The following is a 25846-nucleotide window of genomic DNA, read 5'->3' on the forward strand; positions in this document are numbered from 1 at the left end:
CTCGTGCCTTAAAGGCATGCAATTCAAGTGTGCAGCTGTACATGAATCACATGACAGGACTTGTTGTGCCCTGTCATGCCAGATACATGATGTCATGACAGGACAGGTCATACCCCGTCATGTCATGACGGGATAAGTCATATCCCGTAATGGCTGACATTTCATGTCATACCCGGTTGCGTCATGTTTATTCATGGCGCCCCGGGAAATGTCATGACCATGTCGTGGCAGCTGCACACAGCAATATATACATACCATCATTATTCTCAGCAGGAATCATGATTTCCTTAAGGCCCTTTTGTTTGGGGTTAGGGGAATTTTGTCTCCAGTATGAGCAAATGACAGTCGGTATATACAGTACAGATATATAAACAGATATGGTCAGCACCTCTGTCCTGATACAATAAAGTCAGCTGCAGAGTCGCATTTGATCCCGTCTTTTAATGTAGCTTTCCTTGCTTACCGTCTTTCTAAAACATTTTAGATATTAAATCTGCAATGCAGCATATTATGCTTTTAATATGAGCAGTAACTGCAACTGTTAACAGAGACTTCGTCCGTAGAGGTACCTGCATCTGCAATACACCTGAAGCACAAAGTACATCAGTACACGTTCATAAAAGATCCTCCTGGCAAAGTTGGCCATGAGTATGGATCTGCAACAGTGTAATGTAAAAGTTTGGCCAGAGCTGTGCAGAATGTTAAGCCCGACACACCTTGGCATTATCAAGTGCTGTCGCCAGGACTGGTAAACGGCAGTCATCTTTCAGTCAGCAGCCGGTCATGAAGAAAAAAGCAGTATTGAGCTTGCATGATATATTTTATGTTTTAGAGAGTATTTATGCCGCAGGACTGTGAGTCTGTGCAGCAGGCTATGGCTTTGTCATGACCACGGAGCACGGCTGAGTATGCTTTTTGTCCCTGTCAGGAGCAAATTTGCCTCAGAAATCAGTGCCCGCACGTCAAAAGGCCATATGTTGCAGCAGCTGCAGTTACAGCAAAATAATCTTCTGTAAAATCCAGGAAATAACTGATAACGACTGATATGAAAGGATCAGCGAGCTTTTGATCATGATTGCCTGCTAATGAGCGTCTGAGTACTTAAAACCATGCTTACGGTTACTATGGCCGCTACAGATGGTATTTAAACTTAAGTTCGCCATTTAGCAGTGTCTGATTAATGCCCTGAGTCTGTCAGCAAAGATGAGTGCATATTTATAAACAAAATGTTTTATAAATCATAATGTCGCATGCTCTGTCTCCTTCTGCAGGTGACAGAGCCCGCATTATGACATGCCATGGATATGCTGACCTTATCTTCAAGCACGAGCTTTCTGTACATCTTCATATACCGTTGCATCTGATGCATTAATACCAGCACCAGGGCCAGGCACAGGCAAGCCCGCCGCCGCATGCCGACAGCTGCAAGCCTGCAGCCGCATGCCCGTAGCAGCATGCCTGCAGCCCAAGGCTGACGCCATGGACGGACATGAGCATGTGCGTGCATGGGCGCATGCCCATGCCCATGCTCTCCGGTGCTGCTATGCAGGCACCTGGACAAAGCTTACTGATGCGCACTGATGCACTGTCATTTCTTCATATGAGCCTGAGAACTGATTGCAAGTTAAAGGATTAAACTCGTATGAGTACAAAATTATCCAAAAATACTGCCTCACACAGTGGCGTAACTCTGCCGTCGCCACTTGTACCTCCGACAGACAGCGGTACTGTTCAATGGGTAATGCCGGTAAATACTCAAGGCCCCAAAGCTTTTAAAGTATTTGCAGGCTCGGTTAGAGCAATGCTCAAGGAACTTCCTGACAATACAGTACCTCCTGTTTGCACTTCTAACCTGTCTCAAATAAGTAATAATCGGTTATCAAGGTTCTTTTTACAGCAGGTATTTCCCAGTGATGATCAGCTGCCGCTGTGCTATGTGAGCAAGATAAAAACAGGAGATAGCAATGTCGCTCAGGAGCTTGTCTGTATCCGTTTTGTCTTTCATCCTTCATTTAAGCTGCCTGCAAAAAAATCGCTCTTTATTACAGGCATTAAGCTTACAAACGGCTGTTTCATGCCGTATGCCACCATTGTCGCAAAGGACAGACCGGGCGTATCATCTCTTGAGCATATCTCTGCTGTAAGTTTTATAGAGCATGAAGGTCAGCGCCTGTCGCAGCATGCTGGAGCAGGTAAGGGTAAATCTGCCTGCCATTCTGGCAAGTCAGTATCGGGCGATATTCTTGCCAGCAGCGCCTTTGCAAGTCTTAAGGTGAGAGTGTTTACCAGTGAAAATCCGCTTGCGCAGTTTTATTCTGTGCCGGGCTTTGAAACTCTCGTAAGCAAGCTGAGCTGGTTAAGTCTTGCGAAGCTGTTCAGGGATTGTGACAAAGGTAAGTCACCTGGCAAGGGCGCTGGTGCAGTGACGGGGACGGCTTCAGTGCCTGGGTCGTCTTCACAGTCGGGTAAGGCAGCTGGCAGCAATGCCGGGGACAGTGGCTTGGGTGGCATGTCGCCCAATGCTCTTGTGCCGTTCAGGGGTGGCGGCACCATTGTGGCTATTGCAGGTGGCTCTGCACAGTCTGGTAAGGCAGCTGGCAGCAATTCCGGGGACAGTGGCTTAGGTGGCATGTCGCCCAATGCTCTTGTGCCGTTCAGGGGTGGCGGCACCATTGTGGCTGTTGCAGGTTGCTCTGTACAGTCGGGTAAGGCAGCTGGCAGCAATGCCGGGGACAGTGGCTTGGGTGGCATGTCACCCAATGCTCTTGTGCCGTACAGGAGTGGCGGCACCATTGTGGCTGTTGCAGGTGGCTCTGTGGCTGTAAGCACCGATTGCGGTCAGAACAGGGCAGATTGTTTACGTATTTACTGGCGCATGCCTGGATCCATGGGCATGACTGATTTCAACGTGAAATTTGCAGGAACAGTACGCTCTGCTTTGAGAAGGTACTCCGGCAGCTTTCCATGGGTGTTTGATCAGGACGAGAGCTCCGAGTCGGCCAGTATTGAGATAACTTACAGGTTTCTCACGAGATTCTTTCCTTCTGACTGTACGCTTAACTGTTATGTCAGTAATATCAACATCAGAGATGATCTGAACCATGCTGACTTTTACTGTGTGCGTATCCCTTGTCACCCATATTTTCCTGAGCTTCCGGAAAATGTATCACTGTGTGTTATCGGCAGGCGTGCCCGTAAAACCGATACCCCGTACTTCCAGCCGGTACGCGCCTCCATTACTTTTGGTCAGGCCACTGCTGCCCCTTATGAGCTCAGGATGCAAAGCACGTTCATCCCGCTTTCATCTCACGATTATCCACCGTCAACAGGCAGTGGTTACAAAAGGAACCTCTTTCGCAGCAAAGATGTTGCCGGTCTCAGCCCTTTTGCGATGAATAATGCAGAGCGTTTCAGTCAGTGGGGCAGCTTCCTTAATTTCAAGTACAACCTGGTAAGATACAGAGCCCAGGGGCTGCGCTATATTTCCTGGAATTATGAGCAGCAAAGCGGCAGTCTGGTCTTTGCTGTGGTAGCACCGGATCGCGATACGCTTTATAAAGCGTGCAGTGCCATGAGACGTCAGAGCATGGTTGCCTATAAATACGACGTATCTTCTGATGATCTGTCCTTTGAGCTCAATCTTTTCAGCAATGGCATCCTCTATGGCCGCGACACCATGTTAAGACCTGCCTTTGAGAACATAGGCCAGATAAGCACAGCAATGCCTGAGGTTATCAACCTGAAAAACAGCCCGCCACTTTCGGGCAGTAACATCAACAAAGCTGGAAGTGCCATGGGCAAAGATGGCAGTAACATGAGCAAATCCGGCAGTAAGGGCGGGAATGGCAGTCAGTCCAGCGCTGTCTCTCTGTCAAACAGACAGTGTGAACAGGCCCGTGCACTGATTAACACACTTGTCGGCAAGAGCAGAAGTGCTAAAGATGCGTCAGAGGCAGTACTGGCTCTGGTTAGAGTTGAGCTGTCTGAAGAGCTTGCCAATAAGCTCTCTGGCATCGCCTTTGACCCTGACAGTGATCAGGATATGAGCAGATCAGATGCCGACGTGCAATGGCATGGCGCCTTTGATAACTCAGGTGGCAAGAATACCGCAGGCAGCAGATCCGCTGGCACCAGCTCCGCAGGCGGGGCCACCGTGGTCAATGGCATGTCAGGTGGATCTTACGATGGCGCTGCCAGTGGTAATGAGGCTGATGGCAGTACCGGCAGTGGTGAGCCTGACAGCCGGCTCAAAAAGGTCTTTGGCAAACTGCCTGATCAGGGCTTTATCTCCATTTCGCTGGTGGGTGATATTACCCTGATCAACCGTCATCGTGCCGCCCTGAGAAATCTTTATTCCAATGAGTCCTGCTATGCCCCATATCTGGCAGGCTATCTCTTTGACATCACATCAGCCCGTACCCCTGAGACTATGGAGGACATTACCCTATGGTATAACTCCAGTCTCAATGAAGCTCAGAAGCAGGCAGTACGCAAGATGATCAGTGCCCCTGATATCTGCCTTATACAGGGACCGCCAGGCACGGGCAAGACTACTGTTATTGCCGAGGCCTGTATGCAGCTGGCGGCACGCGGCAATCGTATTTTACTGGCCAGTCAGTCTCATGATGCCCTTGATAATGCCCTGTCGCGCCTGCAGTCCAACCCAAAGCTCAGAGGCATACGCCTGGCCCGTTTTTCCGATCGTATTACCACAGAGGGCATGTCATTTACCGCTGCAGCAGCTCTTGGTCGTCACTATCACAGCGTTGCTAATGCTTTACAAAATGTTTATCTTGACCGCTATGACATTTTGACATCGGCAGTAGAGAAGCTGGACAGCTGGACCAGGGATTTTGCCTTACTTACTGCACAGCTTGAAAGCAGCACAGCGCAACTGGCCACGCTTGAGAGCCGTAAGATCGAATGTCAGCGTGAGCTCAGCCTCAGCGAGCTCAGGCTGCGCAGCAATGAGCTTGACAGACTCAAAATCAGTGAGCTGCAGGCACAAAGGGAGTTTTTACAGGCAGTGCAGCAAATCTGCTCAGCCGTAAGCCAGGTAAGTGGCTCCGTCATCCCTGATGCAGCACGCCCGGTAGGTGTCGCCCTCAGCAAGGCCAGTGACTCAGAGAGCCCGGATGCAGCACGCCCGGCAAGTGGATCTGTCAGCCCTGATGCAGCACGCCCGATAAGTGGCGCTCTTAGCATGGCCAATGGCTCAGAGAGCCCGGATGCAGTAAGCCCGGATGCAGCCTGCTCAGCAGGCGGCGTTGCCAGCGCAAGCGCCGTCAGCCCTGCCGGTACTGCAGACAGCGGCTGCGACAGCAACGCTGTCAGCAGTGCTGTCAGCAGCGCAGCGGGCGGTGCTGCATGGAGCAGCCGTGATCTGTCGGTACTGGCTGCAGCTCTGGAGCAACACCGCGCAGCTGATCTGATACTGAGCAATATCAAGTGGTCAGGACAGGATGGCTTTGCCTGCATCAACCAGGGCTTTGCCGAATTCCTGCGTGGCTTTGATAACAGTATGGTTAAGTCAGCTGTGGCCGGGATGGCGGTTACGTACGCTGGGGACGCAGCGTCTGCCGGGTCAGATTTGGCCGCTGATTCTGCTCTGGCCGATGGAAAGGAGGGCGGTGTCTGGCGCGTTGCATCTCAGTTCAGCGCATGGCACCAGATAAACTGTGTGCTGCTTTCCATGATGATGGATCTCAGGGCTTCAGAGGGGCAGAGTACTGCAGGGCTTCAGGGGGATGCGCAGGAGCAGCTGGCTGCAGTCAGCAGCCGTATTGCTGAGCTCAAAAAGCAGATTGCTGCTGAGGATGATCCTTCTGACATGCTATTTGAGCAGCTGCGCAGCCTCACTGCACGTCGCAATGAGCTCAGGATCAGAAGCGAGAACAGCAGTGAGGGCAGCTGCAGATGTGGCAATTACTCTGAACTGTTCCCTGACTGCAATGAAGTGCGTGCCAGTGGTGATGCTGCCCTGATAAGGCAGTGGCTTACCGGCAGGTGCCGTGAGCTTGTCTCCCTGAATGAAGTCCTGAGCGCAGCAGTAAGCACATCACTTGAGCAAGTCAGCAGACATGAGGCCTCGCTTAAGGAATCTGTAGAAAAGTCAGCCCGTCAAGTCAGACAAAAAGCCGATGAGGCAAGGCAGGAGCACAGCGCTGCTGCAGCTGAGATTGCCAGGCTGCAGGACAGCATCAACATCTGGCTTGACTCTCAGTATGCCCACGAACAGTCACTCAGGGACATTTATCTGAAGGTGCCTGAGCTTTCTGCAGGCCTGAGCACTGCCAGGGACAGAAGCGACAGCCAGAAACGGCCTGAACTGGGCCTATCTGAGTCAGGCAATGCCCATAAGCCAGGAAGGAGCCAGACGGCTTGGGCTTCCCAGGGAGGGCAGCAGGGCCATGACCAGAGCCAGGATCAGCGACAGGAGCTTGTCACTGAGGCCGCTGACAGCCTTACCGTGCCCGAGTTTACTGCCAGTCTGCTGCGCTGCCTGAGTGCAGTGCCGGCAGAGCGCGCTGCGCCTGCGCCTGCACATGCGCCAGCTACAGCTGACGCAGCAGGCGCTGCACGCGCCGGGGACCAGCATGTGGTGCTGATGCGTCAGGGCAGGCAGTGGCGTCCTGATGTTGATGATCTGGTCAGACTGCTTGATGAGCAGAACACTGTGCTTGCTGCGCTCAGGAGCTGTCTTGATGATTATGAGAGCAGTCATAAGCAGCTGCTGCCTTTTTACCAAAAGGCCGCCGAGATTTTCCGCAATGCTGACAGGCGCGCAGCTGATGACTGGGCATACGTGGGCCGGAGCTATATCGACAGCTGCAACGTAGTGGCCATGTCCTGTAATGAAAATGAAAGGACCCTTTATGACAACAATATGGACAGCTTTGACGTGGTCATCATCGATGAGGTTTCCAAAGCAACTCCGCTTGAGCTGCTGCTGCCTCTGATGCGTGCTCCTCGTGCGGTGCTGGTGGGAGACCACCGTCAGCTGCCACCTGTGTTCAATGAGGCTGACGGTGTGACTTTTTCGGATCTTGTTGACAGGGCTGATGCTGCCCGTAATGGGGCTGATAAGGACAGCTCAGACGAGGGGGATGAATATCCTGGTCATGATGCTCTTACTCAGGACAACCTCATAAAATACGAAAAGATGGTTACAGCCAGTCTGTTCAAGGAGCTTTTTGAGCAGTGTCCAGACAGCTTAAGGCAGCGTCTTAATGTTCAGTTCCGCATGCACCCTGGAATTATGCGGCTGATTAACTGTTTTTATGACGGACAGCTGGTTTGCGGTAATCCGCAGCTGCCACGTGAGCACGGTATCTCCTTTGCCACCCCGTCAGGCACTGTTGTGATGAGCAAAGACCATCATGTGCTGTGGGTGGATACCACCTTAAACGAGCAGGGCGAGTCATACCGCATTTCTGGCGATATCAACGTCAATGAGGTTGAGGCCCGTCTGATTGCCCGTACCCTGGTGGATATTGATCGTCAGTGCGCGCTTGCCGGCTACGGTACTAACAGGCGTCTTGAGGTGGGCGTGGTGTCATTTTACCAGCCTCAGTGTCGTGTCATTCGTGAGGCCATTGCCTCCCTGCTCGGACGCAGGCGCAACTTGTTCAGTGCCATTGATGTCGATATTAATACCGTAATCCGCTATCAGGGCAAGGAAAAGCCTGTGATTCTGCTCAGTCTGGTCAAGAACAATGGCGGACCGATGGAGCAGAGATTCAGTCCTGGCAGAGCCAATATTGCCCGCTTTGAGTTTATCAACGTGGCCATGAGCCGTGCTCAGAATCTGCTCATGGTATTTGGTGCCCGCAACATGCTGCAAAACCGTGCGGTTAAACTGCCGCGCATGGACAGCAAGGGCTATGACACCACCATGGTGTACCAGAACATGTTCAATTACATGGAGTTTTCGGCTGAAGACGGCAGCATTACCACAACAGCCGAATTTGTCAAAACCCTTCCTGATGTAAATACAGTGAGGAGTCACAGGCGCACTGCTGCCGCAGCCGCTCATGCTGCATCTGCTGCTGCCGCTGCCGCAGCAGCCGGCGCAGGCGCGGCTGCCAGTGTTGACGGCAGTGCATCCCCGGGCAAGTCAAAAAAGCCTGTGGTCATTCACAAGGGCAAGAACAGGGCTTTGATGAGAGGTGAAGCCACCAGCTCCCCAGCCCATGACGGCACAGTAAGCCGCACAGGAGCGGGCACCGGAGGCAGAGACAGTGCAGCTCGTACTGACACGGCTGACAGGGGCACTGACGCTGCCATAGACAGTGTGCAGAGAGCTGAAGGCATGCAGGCACTAAGCGGCATGCAGGGCAATGCCAGAGTGGCTGTAGATAAGAGCAGCGATGGCGGGGATTTCAGGGAGTAAGAGCATGAGCAAGAAGAAAATGAAATCAGCAAGAAATCTTCTGAGCTTTGAACTGGTTGTGGCAGCAGCTTCTTATGCTGTCAGATTTGAGTACTCAAAGATAAGAGTTATGACCGTCCCTGAGCAATTGCTGCTTTCCATGGTCTGTGAGCTTGACTGTGGTCAGTACACATTCCTTGAGCTTACTGGAAAGCTGCAGCTTGATGAGGGCTTTGTCACTGCTGTTTTAAAGCAGCTTCTGGAAAACGGTCAACTGGTAACTGTCGACGGCAGAATGCCTGATGATCTGAGAGCACTGAAAATAAGTTCAGTAAATCTTTCATCTGAGGCCAGGCGTTTTTATCGCAATGGCCGTATGGCCGGTAAGAACCTTGTCACTGAGGAAACGCTTTTATCATGCCCTGTTATGGACGGCATGATCAGTGCCTCACGTGCCAATGAGTTCAAGCCCCTTGCCAGTGGTAATACCGATGGCAGTCCGAGAGCCCATGGTCTGAGGATTTCATGGTTACAAAACTCAAAGGAGAGTATTAACTGTTATGAGTACTCGCATAACAGTGATTATCAGGAGGTACTGCCCGATGGAGGAGTCAACCTCAGTAAAGCCCTCTGGTCTGACCACGATCTGGTACCACCTGCTGTTATGGCCACCGATGAGGTGCTCTGGGCACAGGCTTATGCCTGGCTTGGCAATGCCGGGTGGTTTAAAGAGGACTGCTCTCTTACTGAAAAAGGCATTACCTGTACCAGAAATGATGATGAGCAAATCATACTGTCCTCCAGGGTCAGCATCATGATTGATTCAGACGGTAATCTGTCACTGTTCTCATCAGACAGCATGATCAATTCTTTCCTGGAAAAAGCAGACAGTGCCATGCTTTTGAAGTATGTGATAGCACCGCTCTTTTCCCGCCTTGACTACATGTACAGGCATGCCGTCTGCCGTGCTTTCTGGTCCATTGCCACTCAGAAAGACATTTTTTCGTATAGCAAAGATGTCTACATGAGCACAGGCGGTGAGCGCTTCATTGAGGCACTCAAGAGCACTGATGAGGCAGCCAATGACAATCATAATGTCCGTGATGCCCGTGATGCCCGTGATGCACGTGATGCCCATGATGCCCATGATTGCCCTCAAGCACCTGACTCACCGGCCGCCTCAGATATCTCTGATGCCAAGGCAGGCAGCTCCAGTGACGAGACAGGTATGAGCCTCACTGGTCACAGAGCAGAGGTAAGCAGCACCAGTGATGGTGCAGAGATGGAAAGCGCTGTGCCTGAGTCAGCTGTGCTCAGCGCAGCGCCAGACTCAGGCGTGTCCGGCACTGCCCCTGATGCTCCTGAGGTCCGCCTGTTAAATGAGCCTCTGGAAGGCACCGAAGTACCGTCATCTGGTGGGCGTGCCGCTGTGTCTGGTCAGATGCCTTCCCTTGCCACGGTTAAAGAGTATTTCCATGCCCTGGATCTCTTTGATCCGGACATGTCGAAAATATGCTGTCCCGTTGAAGTCCCTGATCTGGCCTGCTGGCGCTTTATTAAAAACAGCAGCCCGCTGATTGTTATCTGCAGCAGTGTCATGCTCGAACGCTTTGTAAAGTATGGCAGTGATCAGAAGCCGGTACCCGGCAAGATTGATCTGAGCGGCCTGTTCTTAATTGAGCTTCTTTCAAGAAGAAACAGGCTAAAGGCATGGACCATGACAGTGGTAGCCCTTCACCCGTCAGCAAATGCTAATGGTACCTCATGCTCTGAGGCCATGGCACCGGATACTGCGCCGGAGGCTGACGATGCTGCACAGTCTGGTGCAACGGTGCTGTCTGACGCAGCCGCGCCAGCTGCTGCACAGGAGCCGAGCACTGCAGCATCTGGTGCTGCAGTGGACAGCGCAGCTGGCTGTGCATATGCCTCAGGCAGTTATGGGGGCGGATCAGGTGAGTCTCACCATGACAGTGATGATGAGCTGGAGCCAAATCACAGAGATTTTACAAACACGGGAGGATGCTTTCCTGGAGATCTGCAGTACCACGGTACTGTTACCCGTACTGCTCAGGAGCTTTACTCACAGCTTATGGAATGGAGCCGTGATGAATGCATGGAAAGTGAGGACAGGATTGCCTGTAAGCAGTGGGCAGAACTGATTAGTGCAACTGACAGCCAGGTAATTGTGCTCAACACAGCCAGCAGACAGGCCATGGTTATCAGAGCCGGTCATATTGACTGCCATTATGCCAGTCATGATCTGGCAATGGAGCGTGGTGAGGTCTGGGGCATGCCTTATGTGGAGTTCATGAAGCTGCCCGCATTTAAGCAGTGCAGCATTGAAGAGCTCACTTTTATGAAGCGTATGACAGGTCAGATCAATATCCATGATCATGTAGGAAGCTGTACTCCATACAGTCTTAAGGATCTGGTAAGTTCAGGAGTTATTGATATCAGTACTGCTCCTGACAGTCTCTTTGACGGGATGCATTCGGCAGGTTCATTAGATGATCTGAATCTGGTCAACATCCTGGCCCGTAATACTTATCGTCGCATGACACTGAGCATCCGCTCTTTTGAGCCTCAGATGCAGCTGCTCGTGTTCAGAGGCATATTCAGAGCTGAGCTTGAGGCAGCAGGCTTTTCATCTTTTTCTGAGCATGAGCTCTTCAGGCCTGACTTTGATATCAGGGAGTTTACAGGGCTCAAAGAGCTTATGGACTTTGCAGTCAGGTTCAGTCTTGACCGTCCTGAGCATCTTCTCAGTTGCAAAGAACTGTGGCCTTATCTTATCAGCCCTGAAAATCTCCACAGGGAGCTGTCTGCTCTCCTTCCTGAAAAGGCCGAACCTGAGCTCGACAGTCTGTTTGAGGTCATTTACAGGGTGCACGGGCAGATTTTCTCTGTATTTGAGAGTGTAGACACAGATAAGGCATGGGCGGTGATGGATACCAACTATGTGATTAACAATGCTGACAGGCTTGCGGATATGGCTCAAAGCCGCATCATTGCCATTCCTGATACTGTTCTCAATGAGCTCGATGCCATCAGGCATTCAAATAACAAATCTCAGGAGCTCAAGGACAGGGTAGCGCACAGTGTTGCTGTTCTTAACTCCCTTAAAGAGGCAATGCATATTGTTAACTGCAATAAGACTCTGGAGCGGCTGCTGGCCGGGGTATCGGATCCCTCTGCCAGAAACAATGATGACCTCATTATTGCAGCAGCTCTGAGATATATGTTCAACGATGTTGTTTTCTACACAAAAGACAGAATCTGTGGTTTAAAGGCTCAGAAGCTGGGCCTGAAAACATCAGATTATTAATTGCCATGCCAGCTGAGCATCAGCACAGCATGGCATGACCTTAAGATGCTGGCACCACAGCACAGTCAAAACACGGCAGGCAGGACTGCATATCAGTCAACAGATATGGACAGTAAGGCTCTCAGCCGTGTTTGCCGCTGCCGGTGTCAGCCTCAGATGAGCCATGACAGCTGTATGCAAGGCACATAACAGGATTAAACAATGACTGATAAATTCGAGTTTTCCATTCTTTTCTCAGGTCAGGTCACGTTCTGTGCAGAAAACAGCACTGCCATCGAATATGCACCCCTGACTGACCTTGATAAGTTCATCATCACCTCCCACCACTCAGCACCTGCACAGGCACCGGCCGGGGCTGATGCCGCCGCACAGGAGGCAGTCAGTGCTGCTGTTGCAGCAGGGCCAGCCAGTGCATCTCAAGCATGGTCAGCCTGTGACGCTTCAACGGAGTCGGAAGGTGCTGCGGCAGCCGGGCCGGCTGTTTCGCCGGCATCAGAACATGATGCTGCATTATCTGCAGCAATAGGTCCTGATTGCCATGTTGGCAGCTACGCCTGGGTGTGCTGCTATGAGAGCATGATAACCGGAGGTAACGATACAGATAGCTCTCATCATGTCAGTAAGGCAACTGGGGCTCATGAGCCAGGTGAGTCGTACAGGCTTGTCAGTAACAGGGTAAGAGTAATAAGCCATACCAAATGGCAGCAGCAGTGTCATTCTGGTGATTGCACCTCAGACCGGACTCAAGGTGAGTCTCACAGCAATGCAAAGCATGAGGGAGACAGGTATTACTGCAATATTCCTGTAATCATCAGCATTGATGACAGTGATGAGCATAATATGACTCTGAGCAGCCCTGATGCAGCTTTTGCTGACTGGCTTGACAAGGTTGACAGTGAGGTGCTTTACAAAAGTATAGTGCAGCCTGTTGTTGAGTGCATGGTTCAGGAAAGTGAGAGTGACTTTAAGTCTCACAGGGGCCCGCTGCGCATTGCCCGCAGCGCACGCAGTACCAGTGCAGACATCAGCCCGGACAGCAGCTCTCAGAGCGCCTCTGGGAACACTTCAGTCAATGACACCAGCGCTACCACTGTACGCTCGAGTAACTGCAGTCTGCTGCTTCCTGATGGCATAAGCCTGCAGCCGCTGCAGAGAGCTGGCTGTAGCACAACATTGGCTGTTGCTGTGGCTGATGACGGATCTGGGGCAGGTTCTGGTGCTGTGGCTGAAGCTGGGGATAAGGCGGCAGGGCTGTATGCGGACGCTGGCGAGTTCCTTCGTTCCAGCAAGCGCGTGCTTTTTGTCATAGGCAGCGATTTTTACTGTGACCTGGTGGCGTACTGCAACAGCAGCGATCAGGGCGGTGGGGATAAGCAGTCCGGCATTATGGCTGGAGACAGTAAGGCCGGATCTCAGCTTAAAACCCTGTACAGTGCTTTGGAGGGCATTTGCTCAAGGGGCAGGGATGCAGTATGCATGGTGCTCTGGTCTGAGGAGGAGTACAGCCTTATCTGCTCAGGGGCCGATGATTATGAGCAGCTGCCACGCCGGGTTAAGAGTGTCTGTAGCAGTGATAATGACAGCAATAATGACTGCCAGCATTTCATCAGGTTCATTTTTGGCAATGCTCCGCAAATGGCCTCTGATCTCAAGAAGAGATTATGGATGCTCAACAAGACTGACGGCAAGCCACTAAACTCATACTTTGAATACGATTACTGGCGTTTTGTAAAGCACAGTGACAGAAACATTCTTGCTGTCAGTTACGACGAAAGCGAGGGGATGAGGGCCATGATCTTAAGTCCTGAGCTGTTGAACTGCAGTTTCAGCGGTCATGATATTGCTGTGCCACTGCTGTTTACCAGTGAGCTTGATTTTTATGATCTGACCAGTCTGTCATCTTTTGCCATCCATACCCTGTCTGACTATGTGGCATTAGCCTGGGTAAGAGCCCCGGGGGTACTGTCATTGTTCCCTGAGCTTCCAGGACCGGTACCTGATGCTGTACATGTAAGGCCAGTCAGTTTGCCTGTGGAGGCTGTCAGCTGCAGGGATCTGGCAGGATTTAACTGGCCTGATGACATGCTGTGGCTACAGCCTGTGCTTGACCGGCTTGAGCCAGTAAATGACATAGTTGATCTGGGGATGCTTAATGACTTTTTTGCCCGGATTACCTGCAATGCCAGGATAAGTTTCAATCAGGTGGCATCACAGCTGCGTCTTTATCTGCTTAATCAGAAGTACTTCAACGACTCAGGATTATACGTCAGCATTAAGATTACAGAGTTTGAGTGGCTGGACCAGGGAATTGACTTTGTTAAAGCCATGGCAAGAACAGGAATTACGGCAGATCTGCTTAATCACATTGTTCTTAAGCGCAATCCAGCTACTGGCAAGACTGCCATGGCTGAGATTGATGACTGGCTGTATGAAGCCACCATAAACTGTACTGAAGATTTTTCATTTTCTCTCATATACTATGAGTTTTGCTATGCTTTAGATTGCTTATATAAAATATTTGAGCCTTTGTTTGTCTATGATGATCAGGCTAAGCACGCCGAGCGATTAAGATCGCCAGACATGGCACCAGAGAGACTCATTGCTTCAGGCTCAATGAATAAGCTTCTCAACGGCTACGCGAAGAGGGAAGGCCGGTCAGACAGGCCAGAGCATTTTATTGGTATGGAAAGCAGCCTTTATGAGGCAAGTCATATAGCTGTTCCTGATGCTGAGTTTTTGATGGGTAACTATCATAATATTGCGCGGGCAACGGGGAACCGTACTGTGGTGATTACTTTGCCCGTACTCAAGAGGCTTGCTCTGGCCAGGTTGAGCAGAGTGCGTGCTGCAGCCACACTGGCAGTCAGAGCTCAAAGGGCACTGCTGGAGCTTGGGGAGGAGGTGGTCTATTGTCTTCCTGATCATATGTTTACACTTGCTCTCATTGACTATCAGCCACGAAATACGAGGACTGGTGTTCAGTCACTACCTGGAGTTTCCTGTATCAGTACTGCATTGCTTTTGCAGTTTTCCAGCACTTATGCAGATAAAGGCAGAGACGTGGTTCTTTATTCAGGAAACAGATTGACTGTCAGTGCTGCTAACCAGGCTGGAGTAAAGACTGTTTTCTCTGGCAGGGCTGAGCAGCTTTTCGACCGTATCAGTGAAGATCCTGCATTGCCGCCACAGTTTTGTGCTGGGCCAGATGATATTTCATGGCGCTGTTTAAATGAGCTTTTATGGTATGAGTGCTTTGACATGGATTTCAGCACTATTTTCGATGCGTTCTCATATCCATTTAATGGAATTATGAGCATGTGCGAAAGAAAAGAAGCTGTAGATGAGCCCTTGGATGAACTCCCTTTTAAACTGGAGTTATACGATGCTTTCGATTCTGATGCTTGCAAAGGCAGCAATGATAACGCCCCTTCATCGGCTACAGATTGTCAAAAGGTAAGCCGGTACGGAGATAAGGCTGTTCTGGAGATTCTGGATAAAGCAGGATTTAGTGACTACGAGATACTTGATCCTTTTTACGAAAGGATTATGTGTCCTGACTGTTTAGATAACATATGGTTCTTTCCTGAGTACGGGGTTTTTGGAGATCCTATAGAGTTCATAATTGAAGAACGAACAGAGCATATTGTGTGGAGAATGCATACCATTGGTGGCTTAACAGTCAGGTATGGCGATGAAGGGGCTTCTCCTTCCTATTATGCAAGGAGATTTATAGAAAGAATCTTGTTCGCTGGTTTAAGGCATGTTGATCAGGACGACATTTCTCCTGCCATGCAGCTGTTTATAAAGCAGGTTGCTGCAGTAAGATGCGCCAGAAAACGCTTTGTAAAACTTGTTAGAAGTGAAAACATAGCCGATTGTTATAAGACAAAGTGCAAGGTGCGTCATGCAAGGCAAGTTAAAAAAAGCAAGGTCAGGAAGACTCAGCCAAACAGGGGGAGCAGCTCTGGTCAGAGCAAAGCAGACAAGTCCAGCAAGTCCAGCAAGGTCAGTAAGACTCAGTCAAACAGGGGGAGCAGCTCTGGTCAGAGCAAGGCAGGCAATTCCAGCAAGTCAAGCAAGTCAAGGCAGGCTCAGTCAAACAAAGGCGTCACCACTGACAAGAACAAGCCCGGCAAAGATAGCGTCGCACAGCAGGCTCAGTCAAACAGTGGCGTAAGCCAGGGGAAGATCAATGCAGGCAAGGGAGTCAAAGTAAAGCAGTCTAAAAGTTCAGGGGGAAATGCAGGTCAGGGAGGCACTGCCAGGAAACTGCCTGGAAACAGTAATTGTCACAGGCCGGGCAATGATGTGTCTGCAGGTGGAAATAGCACCGGAGGGAAAAATGGTGCGGCAGGTAATATGATGTAGGCCTGTAATGGCTGGAGTCAGTTAGAGTCTCTGCTGTCCATGCCCGGATACGGGCATGGGCTATGACAGGGCTCAGGCTGTGCCAGCCATAACATCACATCTCATAACAACCCATCCTGTCCCATCCCACCAAGTCACATACTGTGCTGGTCATGCCTGAGCGTGTTGCATATGAGATGTAGGAGGAAGGGCGGGATTAAGGAGCAGCTGGTTGCAGGACCGGCCCGTGACTGGTAAGGCGCGGGCGGGCCTGTGGCTGGCTGTTTTTGTTTATGGTCAGTTTAGAACTCGGCGGCGATAGCTGCCAGGAAGTCGTCGCACAGATGCAGCTGGCTGAGCTCAATGTACTCGTCAATGCCGTGAGCCTGATCGATGGAGCCAGGTCCCATGACTACTGTTGGACCGAGGTGCTGGAGGAATGAAGCCTCGGTACAGTAGTTTACGTACTCAAAGACGGTATCGGCAGGTACGTGCTTTTTGATATAGCCCAGGCTGTTTTCATTGGTGTTGGCAAAGGATGGAATATCAGCAAATGGCAGAGTGAGAGTCAGCAGCTGTACGGTCTCAGACTCTGTGCGTGCTGCATCAAGACCGAGGCGCTTACGGACACGCTCGGTGGTCAGCTGATGGGCATACAGTTCGTTAGCTTTGGCGTTGACTCCGGCAAGAACCTCATCGAGCTTTTGAATAATGACTGCCTCACTGAGCTTTGGGGTAGGGCGGATATCAAAGCCAATATGAGCCTCATCGCAGATAGAGTTAATGCTGTGACCGCCATTCATGTAGCCCATGTTCATTGATGGGTAGCCTACCTTGAAGTTGCTGTCAGCACCAATGACCTGCAGCTCCTGAGCAAGACCGTTGAGAGCGGTAATGGCATGGCTTGCGATATTGATGGCATTAATACCCAGAGCCGGATTGGAGGAGTGGGCTGATACACCCTTAATCATAAGGTCACGGGCCATGTATCCCTTATGGCCGATAACGGCCTGCATGGAAGTAGCCTCACCAATGATGATGAGATCAAAGTGACGTCCCCTGAGCAGGTCAGCTGGCAGTGAGCTCATGCTGGCGCTGGAGAACTTGAGATTTGTGAAGTTTTGCCCATTGAGGTCATCACGTATCAGGCGCATGGCATCAATAGCACCATTCATGGAGCTTTCCTCATCACAGGTAATGAGGCATGACAGGCGTGGGTAGCTCATAAAGTCGTCGCCATAACGCGCATGGGCGGCAGCAGCTGCCTCCATGGAGCAGGCAAGGAAGCCCTTCATGTCACAGGCTCCACGGCCATAGGCACGGCCGTCACGTACGGTGAGTTTTAAAGCGCTGTCGGTCCATTTTTCATCATCAAAAGGCACGCAGTCACTGTGACCGCTCAGCAGCAGGCCCAGATCCTGACCTGCTTCAGCGGCGCTGCCACCAGGACGGCCGGCGCCTCCGCACTGAGATGCCGATGGCGAGCAGATGGAAGGGCTCAGAGCCAGGAGATTGAGCTTGCCCGGTGCTACCTCGTAGACCAGGGTAGTAAATGCGCACTGTCTGAAGTGCCCGGCCATGTACTCGATGAGCTCACTGTTCGGGCGATCAAAATGGGCCTTATCACTGCTGGTGGTATTAAAGCTGATAAGGCGGGTCAGGTAGTCTAAAGTAGCCATGGCGCTTCCTGTATGTTGCTCGTAATGATGAAATTTCATTTCAGGCCTGAATAACCTGGGTGGGCGCTCACAAGCTCAGGCTGTCCTGTACCATGAGGCACTGTACAGCCAGCTTAGGCTGCGGCGGCAGCTGATCATTTGGTGAAGCTGCGCTGCTGCTTAGGCTGCGGCGGCGACTGACGCTGTAGTGAAGCTGCGCTGCAGCTTTCCCTGCGGCGGCGGCTGACTCTGTGGTGATGCTGCTCTGCAGCTTACTCTGCGGCTGCAGGTGCAGCGCGGAGCGCACAGGGCACGCTGAGGTCATTGAGGCATGAAATTAGATTATAGCCACAGCAGCGGCGGGTTCTGATTGTGTTCCAAAATGGGCAAGGGACAGAAATTATAATTTTCTCTCTGACAGGGATCCTGCCTGGGCTCATCATGGCTATGGCAGCTCTCAGCTCGGGTGCTGACAGTAGAGAGCGCGCTCCATAGTATTTGGCTGTCAGAGTGTGTTTTTTAAGGGGGTTTTGGAGGGGCAATGGTGCGGCACATGTCTAAATCAGTATTGGTTAGCAAGTGATGGCACTTATGCCTTTGCTGTGGAATCAGTCTGTTCAGACATGGGCTGTCGAGATGGTCTGAGGAAAGAAAAACTCAATTGTATATAGTGTTAACATGATTATGACAATGGCTTAAACAAGCTCTTTTATCATAGATTTTTCGAAATTTTGTTTTACTTTGGTGCATGTTAGGTCTGGCATGCCTGATAATGCTCTGTTTTAGTGCTGTATGTGTCAGGGCTGCGGTTTTTCTATATGCTAAGAAACTCAAGATTATCCCGTGGAGTGCAGGATTTACCTGCAGGGAACTCAGTGTCCGACCTGATGTCTGACAATTTTCAGCAGCTTAAGGAATTTTTGGATGATTAAGGTTGCTATTGCAGGTGCAAGCGGCTACACCGGCGCCGAGCTGATCCGCCACCTGGCCAAGCATAAGAACGTCACCGTTACTCACCTCTTTGTCTCTGAGGGCAGTGAGGACAAGGGCTCATGGATCTGTGAGGTTCATGGTTCCCTGCGAGGACAGTGCGAGCTGCAGCTTGAGCCGCTGGATCTGGAGCGTGCCTCAGCCCTGACCTCAGAAGACTGCGATGTTATCTTCCTGGCAACCGACCACAAGGTCAGCCATGATCTGGCTCCGATATTTATCGACAACGGCATTGTGGTTATTGACCTGTCCGGAGCTTTCCGTATTTCCGACCTTGAGACTGCTCAGCGCTGCTATGGCTTTGAATTTGGCAGACGCCAGAAAGATCTCATGAAAGAGCGTGTCTATGGCCTCGTTGACTGGGTCAAGCCTGAGGAGCTTCAGGTAAGCTCACTTATCAGCATGCCTGGCTGCTACCCAACTGCATCTGAGCTGGCCTTAAAGCCGCTTACTCATGCAGGTCTGTTAGACAGTTCCATGCCTGCTGTCATTAACGCCGTGTCCGGCGTTTCCGGTGCCGGTCGCAAGGCCAGATTAAGCAACAGCTTCTGCGAAGTCAGCCTTAACTCCTATGGTCTGTTTACCCACCGCCACCAGCCTGAAATTGTCGAATATGCCGGCTGTGACGTAATCTTCAATCCACACCTGGGCGATTTTAAGCGTGGCATTCTGGCCACTATTACAGCCCGTCTTAAGGATGGAGTGAGCGCTGAGGATATAGAGGCAGCTTATGCCCGCGCATATCCAAAGTGCAGTTACCGTCAGTCAGCACTGGATGCCCGTGCCCGTGGTAATGCCGGTGATGCTGAGTATTACGAAAGTCTTTCTACTCTGGTACGTGTCCGCAAGGATACTGTAAAGCTGCATGATGTACAGCATACCCCGTTCTGTGACATTTCTTTTGTCACCAGCGGCGGTTATATAGTCATCAACAGCGCTATTGATAACCTGCTTAAAGGAGCTGCCACTCAGGCAATTGAAGCTATGAACCTGCACTTTGGTCTGCCTCGTACCCGATGCCTGCTCTAGTATAGAGCCCCCTTCAGTGACGGCACTTGCAGTGCCAGTGAAGCCTGAGCTTCACCATGGCTGGCCCGGCCTTAAGGGCAGTTCCCGGCACAATACCGTAAGCCTCTACCTGCAGCACCTGCACCAGTGTCAGGGCAATGCATGGAAAAGCTGGTCATGGTATTGAGCACCAGGGCAGCCTGACATGGCAGCACTGGAGGGAAAGGTTATTTCCGCAATGAGCAAGTAACAGTCAGACATATCAACAGCTCACAGCCGGCGATTTCAGCTCTCATGCACAGCCATGGCTGCACTGCAGCCGGGGAACAGGGCAGCAAGGATGCCCTCTCCCAGGCATGGTGGCCCCACAGACTACTGCCGGCGGCACCATGCAGCGCAGAATAATCAGGCAGCAGCATGAGCAAAGGTCAGACAGCATACGGCGGAAAGGGTAATCAAACCGTGTTAATACGGTTTTAGAGCTGCCAGAGCAGCACAAGCAGGTAAATAAGCATGTTAGTAGTAAAGCTTTCGGGTAAGGCCCTCAACTATGAACAGGCACTGAGTGCCTTATTTGAGCAGATTAAGTCCCAGGGACAGCAGTGTATTGTTGTTCACGGCGGCGGTGTTGAGGTTGACCATATCCTGGGTGCTCTTAACTTCACCACAGTGAAAAAAGACGGCATCAGAGTAAGCCCTGCTGAGCAGATGCCTTACATTGCCGGTACCCTTGCAGGTCAGTGCAACAAGATTCTTCAGGGATGCGCCATAAAGAGCGGTCTTAATGCCCTCGGTATGCTCTGTACTGATTTCAACATGTGTGCAGTAAAGCCTTACCCTGAGGAGTATGGCTGCGTTGCCGGTGTCACCGGTGAGGACACTGCTACTGTAAGTATGCTGCTCGACAGAGGCTTTACTCCTGTAGTGTGCTCTATTGGCCTTGATAAGCAGGGTCAGCTCTTTAACATCAACGCTGATGAAGTGGCCGCCTGCCTGGCAGTTGCTTTTGCAGCCCCGCTGGTTTTCTTCTCTGATGTGGCCGGTGTTCTGGATAAAAATGGCCAGCTCATCGAAAACATCGATACCGCTACCGTTGAGCAGCTGGTTGCTGACGGTACCATCAAAGATGGCATGGCCGTAAAGGTCAGAAATGCCCTTGACGTTGCTCATAAGAGTAACGCCCCAGTGTTCATTGCCTCCATCTTCGATGAACAGGCAAGAAGCAACCTCTCCAAGCTCCGACGAATCGGAACCACTCTGAGCGCTTAATGCGCATCCGGCTCAGCCAAAGGCTGCCGCCTACCGGCAGCAGATCTGAGCTGCAGGCAGCGTCCACACCCTCCTGGTGTCGTCGCTGACCAGTCTCCTTATTCCCATAAAGAACATCACTTGCAGCCCTGGCGCTGACAGCAAGGGCAATTGGCAGAACCGGCAAGCCGCAAGGCCAGATGTAACCTGGTCACCAGGCCAAAAGGTACTTGACCGCACCCTGGCAGCCACGGCTGATGGTGCCAGTTGCCAGTTACCAGTTGCCATCCCTGACCGCCGCCATCATGAAGGTCCAGCAGTCCCCAGACAGCAATGACCTCTGGGCAAAGCAATGCAGTCATCTGACCCCGGAGCCTGACAAAGAGACATGGCTCAGTCCAACGATGTCATGAATCTCAATAAAGCCCGGGGCCAGACGGTTAGCAAAACCTGCTCCATGCACACTCAAGCTCAGGCATGAAATGACAGTAAGCAAGCCCCAGCCTCCAGCTGGATGACCTCAGGTATTCAGTCAGACGGTACTGATAAAGCAATTGCGGCTGAAGCAGCACCTCGGGCCAAAAGCACAGGCCAGCATGAAAGGCAGCAGTCTGCAGGCAACAGCAGGCAGGCAACAGCAGGCATCCCAATGGTCAATCCTGAATGCCTCTATGACCGAAGTGTCTCAAAAGTCATTAAATACCCTCAATATGAAAATGACTTAAGCAGGACACAGGTCAGCACAAGCACCTGGTTTGCATGATTCGCCGCTGAAAACAAACTGTCACAAAGAATGCCGCCAAGGCCAGTGCAGTTGCAAAAGCCACAGTCTTGAGCCGGCCGGGCACCACAACAACCTGATTTGGCAGACAGTGCAGCGCCGCAGTGACTTCGAGGTTCGAAGTTACAGCCAGGCTGAAAGTGACAGGTTACTGTACAAAAGGACTGCAGTTGATGAATTTGATGGGAATGAAAGCTCCGCAGGCAATAAAGCCTGCAGCGCTGACAGGGAGAGCAAACAGGTGCAGGCATGAGTACTCATGTCTTAACAACAGATATCAGGCCTGAACAGCAGTGAATGCAGGAAGGCAGTACAAGACAGGACAATGCAAGGCAATCTGAGGCACTGGGTGTATGCAAAAGCATGAAGCACCAGTCATAAGCGCCAGCTTCCTGCAATCCTCTCAGTCTTACCAGAGCCAGTACCTGCACCTGCACCATGATGCTGTCATGCGGCAGCTGATATTCAGGTAAATAACAGGTTTCCACACCATCTGTGGACAAGTAAACAGGAACACACAAATGACCTTCAATACCCCTTCTGACAGCGCCAATAACCATGGCTTACCATCAATACCTTTTGTCAGCCTGGACAAGTTTCATGGGGTGAGCCTCGATGAGATTTACCATCAGGCCGCTACCTTAAGAAAGAAGGATCAGATCAGTGAAGGAGCCCTGAGCCGCATTACTCAGGCCCTGAACGATGTTCAGGAGCTGCTCTCTGAGCACACTACCGATGCTTTCGTGGTACGTAAGGCCCGTCTGTCTGATATTGACGCTCTGCAGAATATGGTCAACTACTGGGCTCAGCAGGGTGAGAACCTGCCACGCAGCCGTGAGGACATTATCAGAAACATTCAGTCCTTTGCCGTATGCGTAAAGAACAGCCAGGTGCTGGGCTGTGCATGTCTGTACGTTTACGATACCGGACTTGCAGAGATTCGCTCACTGGGTGTTAACCCAATGATTCAGCGTCAGGGTCAGGGCCGCGCCATTGTTGAGTTCCTGCTGCACAAGGCTGCTGACTATGAAATCAAGAAGGTATTCGTTCTGACCAGAAATCCTGACTTCTTTGCCCGCGTAGGCTTTAAGCTGACCACCATCGAGGCCCTGCCTGAGAAGATCAGAAAAGACTGCGACAACTGCAGCAAGCAGGACCGCTGCGATGAAGTTGCTTACGAATTTAACCTTTAGTGCACATAATAGCGCTGCCAGCTGCCTCGGCACCTGCCTGTGCCTCTGCAGTCACCATGCAACCACTGAAGTCCACAGCAGCAACAGCCGCTACAGCTAAAACCGCAACAGCCTCAGCCGCTACCGCAGCCGCTACAGCTAAAACCGCAACAGCCTCAGAAGCTACCGCAGCCGCGAATAGCAGCTGGAAAACAGCAACAAGATGACCAGTCAGGCAGCACATGCTGTCGTCTGAAGCTAAGACCAGATTAAACATGTAAATCACGGTAAAGTTACCAGAGCTTGCCCGGCAACGGACGCACAGCTCATCAGGCCAGAGCACTTGCAGCAAACAAAAGCAAAGCAGCAGAAGAGTGTATGGCCAGGTCCTATGCCTGAGTTCAGGCAGACTGTATTACCAGGATAAACACCGGACATCAGCATTAAAGACAGTCCTTCTCCTCAGGAGACAGGCATTAGTTTCTCAGCAGGAGCCCGGCGGGACAAAAGTTTCAAGGAAAACAAATGAAGATCACCAGAAAAACCTATGATGAAGTAATGGTTCCCTGCTATGTTCCTCAGGACATGGTTCTTGAAAAGGGCAAGGGATGCTGGCTTTACGATACCGAGGGTAATAAATACCTGGACATGACTGCCGGTATTGCAGTCAACTGTCTTGGTCACAATCACCCTGGTGTTGTTAAGGCCATTAACAAGCAGGCCAGGAAGATGCTGCACGTCAGCAATGTCTTTGTAAACGACAAGACTCTTACCTTGGCCAAGAAACTGGTAAAGCTAACCGGCTTTGAGCGCGTCTTCTTTGTAAACTCAGGTGCTGAAGCCAATGAAACAGCTCTCAAACTGGCCCGTCGTGTTGCTTTTGACAATTACGGTGAAGAGAAGAGTGAGATTATCTCTTTCAAGCACAGCTTCCACGGTCGTACTTTCTTCTCAGTAAGCGTAGGTGGTCAGGAAAAGTACTATAAGGGCTTTGGTCCAGTGCCTGGCGGTATTACCCACCTGCCATACAATGACCTCGAAACCTTCTGCAAAACCATCAGCGACAAGACCTGTGCTGTTATTGTTGAGGTAGTACAGGGTGAAGGCGGCATCCTTGAGGGCAATACCGAATTTATGCATGGAGTACGCGAGCTGTGCACAAGGCACAATGCCATGCTGATTTTTGATGAGGTTCAGACCGGCGTTGGCCGTACCGGTACCTTCTACGCCTACGAGCAGTCAGGGGTTAAGCCTGATGTGGTAACCACAGCCAAGGGACTTGCTGCAGGCGTGCCTATTGGCGGTATTCTAACCATGGAGAAGTTCGCCCGTCACTTTGTCCCGGGTACTCATGGTTCTACCTTTGGTGGTAACCCGCTGGCCTGTGCCGTAGGCTGCTATGTGCTTGATACCGTTGCCGATCAGACTTTCCTTGATCACGTAGCCGATGCCGGCTCCTTCCTGCGTGCTGAGCTGCGTCGTCTCAACGATCACTACAATGTTTTCTCTGACGTCAGAGGCTGGGGTCTGATGGTCGGCGCACAGCTGGCTCCTCAGTACTCAGAACTGGCTTCACAGTTCCAGAAGATCTGTACCCGCCACAAGCTGCTTGTGCTGCTTGCCGGCCACGATGTCATCAGATTTACCCCACCGCTAATCATTACCCGCAGCCTTATCCGCAAGGCCATGAAGATCCTTGAGCAGGTAATAGTCGAGTTCCTGCGCACCCAGGAACTGGCCGCCGTAACTGCATCAACCAGCACCACCAGGGAAAAGGCAGGTGCAAAGGCAGATAAAGCAGCCGACAAAGCTGCAGACAAGTCCTCTGCATCAGCAGCAAAGAAAGAGAAGTCGTCAGCAGAAGCTGCCGCAACAAAAGCTACTGCATCAAGCTCTGCCAGGTCAAAATCAAAGGCAGCTGCAAAACCAGCCGCAAAAACAGCCGCAAAAACAGCGGCCCGCAAGAGCAGCAAGAGCAGAAATGCATAATTGCCGTGGCAGTCTTAGCATAACATCTTAATTCATATTACTAAATTATCGCTCTATAAAACCCAAAGGGACAATTCCTGATCATCAGGAACTGTCCCTTTATTTTTGCTTTCTAAAATTAGTTGAATTTTTTATCAGGAGTCGCATAAAATGCGGACTTTAAATGGGGCCTTCATGCGTTAATAACGTGCGTGCAATGCACGTGCATTGCACGCACGGTTCCGACTAAGGGCAATTCCAGGTATTTGAAGTTAAAATATGCAGCTTAGTACCCGGCGGGATGTTCGCCGGGAACATTTGTGACTGTCGTTTCGCATCTGCGACCCTTTTTGATGGAGAATCAATTTTATGGCCAAGACAGGAGCCACTGGTTTAACCCGTATCATTAATGCCGGCAAATATTCCATGAATGGATTCAAGGCAGGTCTTAAGCATGAGGCCGCTTTACGTCAGGAGCTTGGAATTGGCATTATCCTGACTCTGATTGCCATTATTATTTCTGACAGCATTGTTGAGTTTTTGCTGCTTACCATCATGCCCTGGCTTACCTTTACTGTAGAACTGCTAAACTCTGCTGTTGAGGCCGTAGTAGATCGTGTGGGCGATGAGTACCATGAGCTTTCTGGACGTGCCAAAGACCTGGGCTCTGCCGCCGTTTTTGTCATGCTCTGTCTTACTGCTCTTACCTGGATCCTGGTAATTTTCAGCTAATCGCAGTACATGCAACCCTTTAGTCCCAGGTGATTCCCGGGCTGTTAATTGAAGTTTATCCTGCGTCACCATCAAAGCTCATTACTGTTAATGGTGCAGGATAATGCTCCACGTATCTTTCCTTACCCGTATCTTTCCCTCCCTGTATCTTTTCTGCCATGACAGCATGTGTTTAAGGGAGGGAAGGGATATTCCCGCCAGATGCTTTAGTCTTCTTTAAGACTCAGCATTCGTTCTGCCTCCCTT

10 protein-coding genes are annotated in these 25846 nt (G+C 51.1%); 9 read left to right on the forward strand and 1 reads right to left on the reverse strand.

What is annotated here, in order from left to right:
* Positions 1–1936 precede the first annotated feature (1936 nt).
* The 3 genes from MXE39_RS01620 (at position 1937) to MXE39_RS01630 (ending at position 16064) form a co-directional block, all read left to right on the forward strand.
* Entirely contained in the window at positions 1937–8392 is a 6456-nt protein-coding gene (locus MXE39_RS01620; RefSeq protein WP_246976521.1) for an AAA domain-containing protein, read from the forward strand.
* A gap of 4 nt (positions 8393–8396) precedes the next feature.
* Complete coding sequence (locus MXE39_RS01625; protein WP_246976524.1) at positions 8397–11696, forward strand: PIN domain-containing protein; 3300 nt, start codon at positions 8397–8399, stop codon at positions 11694–11696.
* A 1635-nt stretch (positions 11697–13331) separates the two neighbouring features.
* Positions 13332–16064, forward strand: coding sequence for a hypothetical protein (locus MXE39_RS01630; RefSeq protein WP_247073728.1), 2733 nt, complete (start codon positions 13332–13334; stop codon positions 16062–16064).
* Positions 16065–16345: 281 nt separating this feature from the next.
* On the opposite strand, the gene MXE39_RS01635 is transcribed toward MXE39_RS01630, so the two are convergent.
* Entirely contained in the window at positions 16346–17722 is a 1377-nt protein-coding gene (locus tag MXE39_RS01635; protein WP_246976530.1) for a M20/M25/M40 family metallo-hydrolase, read from the reverse strand.
* A gap of 903 nt (positions 17723–18625) precedes the next feature.
* Here MXE39_RS01635 and argC point away from each other — a divergent pair.
* From argC to MXE39_RS01665, 6 genes are all read left to right on the forward strand, one after another.
* Positions 18626–19720 (forward strand): N-acetyl-gamma-glutamyl-phosphate reductase, encoded by a 1095-nt coding sequence (gene argC, locus MXE39_RS01640; RefSeq protein ID WP_246976533.1) that lies wholly within the window; start codon positions 18626–18628, stop codon positions 19718–19720.
* A gap of 492 nt (positions 19721–20212) precedes the next feature.
* On the forward strand, positions 20213–20968 hold the full coding sequence (argB, locus tag MXE39_RS01645; protein ID WP_246976536.1) for an acetylglutamate kinase: 756 nt from the start codon (positions 20213–20215) through the stop codon (positions 20966–20968).
* A gap of 1281 nt (positions 20969–22249) precedes the next feature.
* Positions 22250–22921 carry an N-acetyltransferase gene (locus MXE39_RS01650; RefSeq protein ID WP_246976540.1) on the forward strand — a complete coding sequence of 224 codons (672 nt, stop codon included), beginning with the start codon at positions 22250–22252 and terminating at the stop codon, positions 22919–22921.
* Between the two features lie 56 nt (positions 22922–22977).
* On the forward strand, positions 22978–23127 hold the full coding sequence (locus MXE39_RS01655; protein ID WP_246976543.1) for a hypothetical protein: 150 nt from the start codon (positions 22978–22980) through the stop codon (positions 23125–23127).
* Positions 23128–23425: 298 nt separating this feature from the next.
* The gene (locus MXE39_RS01660) at positions 23426–24889 is read left to right on the forward strand and encodes an acetylornithine/succinyldiaminopimelate transaminase (protein ID WP_246976546.1); all 1464 of its coding nucleotides are present in this window, start codon (positions 23426–23428) and stop codon (positions 24887–24889) included.
* Between the two features lie 348 nt (positions 24890–25237).
* A complete protein-coding gene (locus MXE39_RS01665) occupies positions 25238–25600 on the forward strand; it encodes a diacylglycerol kinase (protein ID WP_246976549.1) in 363 nt (120 codons plus the stop codon).
* The last annotated feature ends 246 nt before the right edge of the window (positions 25601–25846 follow it).

This window comes from Anaerobiospirillum sp. NML120511, from assembly GCF_023050955.1.
GTDB lineage: Bacteria > Pseudomonadota > Gammaproteobacteria > Enterobacterales > Succinivibrionaceae > Anaerobiospirillum.

What these genes read in the sequence shown, in the direction of transcription:
- MXE39_RS01650 (WP_246976540.1), top strand. Translation starts at nt 22,250, where the DNA reads ATGACCTTCAATACCCCTTCTGACAGCGCCAATAACCATGGCTTACCA.
- MXE39_RS01665 (WP_246976549.1), top strand. Translation starts at nt 25,238, where the DNA reads ATGGCCAAGACAGGAGCCACTGGTTTAACCCGTATCATTAATGCCGGC.
- MXE39_RS01655 (WP_246976543.1), top strand. Translation starts at nt 22,978, where the DNA reads ATGCAACCACTGAAGTCCACAGCAGCAACAGCCGCTACAGCTAAAACC.
- MXE39_RS01660 (WP_246976546.1), top strand. Translation starts at nt 23,426, where the DNA reads ATGAAGATCACCAGAAAAACCTATGATGAAGTAATGGTTCCCTGCTAT.
- argC (WP_246976533.1), top strand. Translation starts at nt 18,626, where the DNA reads ATGATTAAGGTTGCTATTGCAGGTGCAAGCGGCTACACCGGCGCCGAG.
- argB (WP_246976536.1), top strand. Translation starts at nt 20,213, where the DNA reads ATGTTAGTAGTAAAGCTTTCGGGTAAGGCCCTCAACTATGAACAGGCA.
- MXE39_RS01625 (WP_246976524.1), top strand. Translation starts at nt 8,397, where the DNA reads ATGAGCAAGAAGAAAATGAAATCAGCAAGAAATCTTCTGAGCTTTGAA.
- MXE39_RS01635 (WP_246976530.1), bottom strand. Translation starts at nt 17,722, where the DNA reads ATGGCTACTTTAGACTACCTGACCCGCCTTATCAGCTTTAATACCACC.
- MXE39_RS01630 (WP_247073728.1), top strand. Translation starts at nt 13,332, where the DNA reads ATGGCCTCTGATCTCAAGAAGAGATTATGGATGCTCAACAAGACTGAC.